General features: G+C 64.8%; 5 protein-coding genes, 1 tRNA gene and 1 pseudogene. 3 read left to right on the forward strand and 4 right to left on the reverse strand.

The features are described 5' to 3' along the window. On the forward strand, nt 1-695 hold a 695-nt coding region (locus VFA16_RS06440; RefSeq protein ID WP_324967017.1), incomplete at its 5' end, for a DUF732 domain-containing protein. A gap of 123 nt (nt 696-818) precedes the next feature. Here VFA16_RS06440 and VFA16_RS06445 read toward each other — a convergent pair. Then, nucleotides 819-1,049, reverse strand: coding sequence for a hypothetical protein (locus VFA16_RS06445; protein ID WP_324967018.1), 231 nt, complete (start codon nt 1,047-1,049; stop codon nt 819-821). A 202-nt stretch (nt 1,050-1,251) separates the two neighbouring features. Beyond that, a tRNA-Leu gene (locus VFA16_RS06450) sits at nt 1,252-1,325 on the reverse strand. A 99-nt stretch (nt 1,326-1,424) separates the two neighbouring features. On the opposite strand from VFA16_RS06450, the gene VFA16_RS06455 reads away from it, so the two are divergent. Beyond that, a complete protein-coding gene (locus VFA16_RS06455; protein WP_324967019.1) occupies nt 1,425-2,054 on the forward strand; it encodes an ANTAR domain-containing response regulator in 630 nt (209 codons plus the stop codon). Nucleotides 2,055-2,144: 90 nt separating this feature from the next. Here the strand turns inward: VFA16_RS06455 and VFA16_RS06460 are convergent, their stop codons facing one another. After that, entirely contained in the window at nt 2,145-3,344 is a 1,200-nt protein-coding gene (locus tag VFA16_RS06460; RefSeq protein ID WP_324967020.1) for a lipid-transfer protein, read from the reverse strand. Next, nucleotides 3,344-3,837: pseudogene (locus VFA16_RS06465) on the reverse strand (Zn-ribbon domain-containing OB-fold protein). Before VFA16_RS06465 ends, VFA16_RS06460 begins: the two are co-directional and overlap by 1 nt. Before the next feature lie 85 nt (nt 3,838-3,922). On the opposite strand from VFA16_RS06465, the gene VFA16_RS06470 reads away from it, so the two are divergent. Next, nucleotides 3,923-4,289: 5'-3' exonuclease (locus tag VFA16_RS06470; protein ID WP_414687652.1), on the forward strand; the 367-nt coding region annotated here is incomplete at its 3' end.

A 4,289-nucleotide genomic window follows, 5' to 3' on the forward strand; every position in this document is an offset into this window, starting at 1 on the left:
AGCTCGACCAACTCCTTGATGAGCGCCTAGGGCACTTGACGGTGGAGCCCGGAACCGAGCCGGGCAAGGGTGCGAGACGGCGGTGGTCGCCGGGTTCGAAGCACGACAAGGCCCGAGACTTTGCGGCCTCGCCGCGTCGGAGCGTCCTGGGCCGCTTCGCCCCCCTCATGGTGTTGCCGCTATCCCTTATCGGCGTGGCCGCGGTGTTGATGCTGATGTTCGCCGTCCACAATCAGCGGCCGGCGGCGCAGCCGACAGTAGTGCCGCCGTCGCCTGAGCCGACAGTGATCCCGCCGTCGGCTGCGCCATCAAAGCCGGCTGCACCGACAGTCCCCGCTCCGCCACCGCTTGACATCGTCGACAGGGCGTTCGTCGACGCGTTGAAACACGAAGGCGTGCCAATTCCCAGCCAGGAATATGTGGCGAATCAGGGGCATGCAGTGTGCGACTTCCTAGCGCACCAACCCAACCTCGCAGATGCAGTCAACTTTGTGCAGCGGTCGTCGATATGGGACGCCGATCAAAGCGCCGACTTCGCCGCTGGTGCCGTCGTTTCGTACTGCCCTCAGTACGAACCGACGAGCTCGGACGAAATGCCGCCGGCATTCCAAAACGCGCTTACTGTTCTGCAAGCCATCCAAGGTGACTTGCAAGCCATCCGTGGTGATTTGCAAGACATCTCAGGCCCGCACTAATCCGGTCACCGCCACGGTACTAGTACACAAATTCAGAACACGATGTAGTCGACAGGACTTGGCGGATCTTCTATCGACGCGGTCAGTGTCGGCGCATCCGTTGGGCTGCAGCGCATATCTCCCTCAGCCGCACCAGTCGCGTACATCGGGCGGATACTGATCGAGCGGTCCAGTACAGCGCTGCCCTGGCGGGTAGTTGACACGCGCATTCATCAGATCACAGGGAATGTAGACCTGCTTGCCCTCGGGAGTGTTGCTCAAACACTGCGATGGCGGCTGGGCATGGGCGTGGGCGGGGGTAATGAGTGCCACCGCTAAAGCGCCGAGCACCCAGATGACACAGCGACGGATCATGGGAGACTCCTTTTCGAGTGGGGTGTCTGGGTGGTTACTCATAGGACTCCGTCAAAGCGCGGCCGGTCAGGTGTAACGACCGCGAAGGAATGGCCAATTATTGACCGGCCTAATGGAGCGGATATGGCGATTTGCCGAATTTCGCGCCGCCGGCACTTGTGGACTCGGCGCCGATGGTGCTCGTTCCACGCGGTGCTTTCGGTGCCCTCGGTGGGATTCGAACCCACACTGTCTGGGTTTTGAGTCCAGTTCCTCTGCCAGTTGGGATACGAGGGCTTACCCGTATACGGCCTCCCACCATAGAGGATCGGTGCTGGGGCGCGGCGTCACAACCCCGAGGTCGCTGGTGACTACGGTTCGGGACACAATGTCGTCATGACCGGCTCTACGACCGAAGTCGATGCTGTCAGCCCCCGCCGCGTTCTGATCGCCGAGGACGAGGCGCTCATCCGCATGGACTTAGCCGAGATGCTGCGCGAGGAGGGTTACGAAATCGTCGGTGAGGCCGGCGACGGCCAGGAAGCGGTCGAGCTGGCTGAGCAGCTGAAGCCCGATCTGGTGATCATGGACGTGAAGATGCCGCGCCGCGACGGCATCGACGCCGCATCGGAGATCGCCAGCAAACGGATCGCACCGATCGTCGTGCTGACTGCGTTCAGCCAGCGTGACCTCGTCGAGCGAGCCCGCGACGCCGGCGCGATGGCATACCTGGTGAAACCGTTTTCGGTGACCGACCTCATTCCGGCCATCGAACTGGCCGTCAGCCGGTTCAGCGAGATCACCTCATTAGAGCGCGAAGTCGCGACGCTGTCCGACCGGCTGGAGACCCGCAAGCTCGTCGAACGGGCCAAAGGTCTGCTGCAGACCAAACAGGGCATGACGGAGCCCGAGGCTTTCAAATGGATCCAGCGTGCCGCCATGGACCGACGCACCACCATGAAGCGCGTCGCTGAAGTGGTACTGGAAACCCTCGATACTCCGAAAGACGCGCAGTCGTCGGGGTAGCCACCGGCGCCGGCATGTTGCGAGCGGGCGCAGTTGCACACCTGAAGCGGCGTGTCGGTGTACAAACACGCCCGCTCGTGGCGGATGCAGTTAGCGAGCCACGATCACCGACGAGCCGTGGCCGAACAGGCCTTGGTTGGCGGTGATTCCCACGGTGGCGCCTTCGACCTGCCGACCGGTGGCCTGGCCCCGCAGCTGCCAGGCCAGCTCGCAGACCTGCGCGATCGCCTGCGCCGGGATGGCCTCGCCGAAGCAGGCCAGCCCGCCCGACGGGTTAACCGGGACCTTGCCGCCGATCGTCGTCGCGCCGCTCCGCAGCAGCGCCTCGGCTTCGCCCTTCGGGCATAACCCAAGGTGCTCGTACCAGTCCAGCTCCAGCGCGGTGGACAAGTCGTAGACCTCGGCCAGGCTGAGATCTTCGGGCCCGATACCGGCCTCGGCGTATGCGGCATCGAGGATCTGGTCCTTGAACACCCGCTCCGGGGCCGGAACCACCGCAGTGGAATCCGTTGCGATATCCGGCAATTCGGGCAGGTGCTGCGGGTAGCGCGGGGTCACCGTGCTGATCGCGCGCACCGACGGCACACCGTCAAGCGAACCGAGATGCTCGCGGGCGAACTCGGCGCTGGCCACCACCAGCGCTGCTGCCCCGTCGGAGGTGGCGCAGATGTCCAGCAGCCGAAGCGGGTCGGCCACCACCGGACTGGCCAGCACGTCGCCCAGAGCTACCTCTTTGCGGTAACGGGCGTTGGGGTTCTGCAATCCATGGCGCGCGTTCTTAACCTTGACCTGCGCGAAGTCCTCGACAGTGGCGCCGTAGAGGTCCATTCGCCGGCGGGCCAGCAGCGCGAAGTACACCGGGTTGGTCGCACCGATCAGGTGGAACCGCTGCCAGTCCGGGTCGTTTTTACGCTCGCCGCCGACGGGCGCGAAGAAGCCTTTCGGGGTGGTGTCCGCGCCGATCACCAGCGCTACGTCACAGAAACCGGCCAGGATCTGGGCCCGCGCGCTTTGCAGCGCCTGCGATCCGCTGGCGCACGCCGCGTAGCTCGAGCTGACCGGGACGCCATTCCAGCCCAGCTTCTGCGCGAACGTCGCACCGGCGACGAACCCCGGATAGCCGTTGCGGATGGTGTCCGCGCCGGCGACCAGCTGGATCTGCCGCCAGTCCAAGCCGGCTTCGCCCAGCGCGGCGCGCGCGGCCACGATCCCGTATTCGGTGAAGTCGTTGCCCCACTTTCCCCACGGGTGCATGCCGGCGCCGAGGATGTAGACGGGTTCTGTGTTCATCAGCGCCGCTCCTCCTCGTCGCTTCGCTCTGCATCGTCGCCGGCGCGACTCATGAAGCGATCCTCCAGCCGTAGACGATGCGCTCCACACCCTCGTCATCGGTGAACAGCGGCATGGTGGTCAGCTCCATCTCCATGCCGATCTTCAGGTCGGCGGCCAGCGTGCCGTCGACTACCTTGCCCAGCACGATCAAACCTTCGTCGGCCAACTGCACCGCGGCGACGGCGAACGGTTCGAACGGGTCGGTGGCCGGATACGGCGGGGGCGGCGCGTAGCGGTTTTCGGTGTAGCTCCACAGCGTTCCGCGCCGCGACAGCGCCACCGACTCCAGCTGGTCGCCGTCGCAGGCGGGGTTCGGGCAGTTGTTGGCGCGCGGCGGGAACACATAGGTGCCGCACCGTCGGCACTTACTCCCGATCAAATGGGGCGCGCCGGCCTCGTCGGTGGCGAACCATCCCTCGATCGCCGGCTCTTGGCGGGTAGCTGCTGGCACGCGGCCAGCGTACCGACAACCGGGGCAAAACTGAAACGTGTTCCAGTTTGACGCTGTTGTCCGACCGGGTGCATAGAGTAGGGCCGTGAGCCCAGCCAAAGCCGCGGCCACCGCAACTGCGGGATCGTCGACCACCGACGGCGACAAGCCGACTCTGCTGCTGTTGGACGGTAATTCACTGGCGTTTCGGGCGTTCTATGCACTGCCCGCGGAGAATTTCAAGACCGCCGGTGGACTGACCACCAACGCGGTCTACGGGTTCACCGCGATGCTGATCAACCTGCTGCGCGACGAACAACCGACGCACGTCGCTGCGGCATTCGACGTGTCCCGGCAGACATTTCGCTCCGACCGCTACCCGGAGTACAAGGCCAACCGGACCTCAACCCCCGACGAGTTCCACGGCCAGATCGACGTCACCAAGGAAGTCCTTGCGGCACTGGGCATTACGG

Origin of the sequence: Mycobacterium sp., assembly GCF_035653355.1 — a bacterium.
GTDB lineage: Bacteria > Actinomycetota > Actinomycetes > Mycobacteriales > Mycobacteriaceae > Mycobacterium.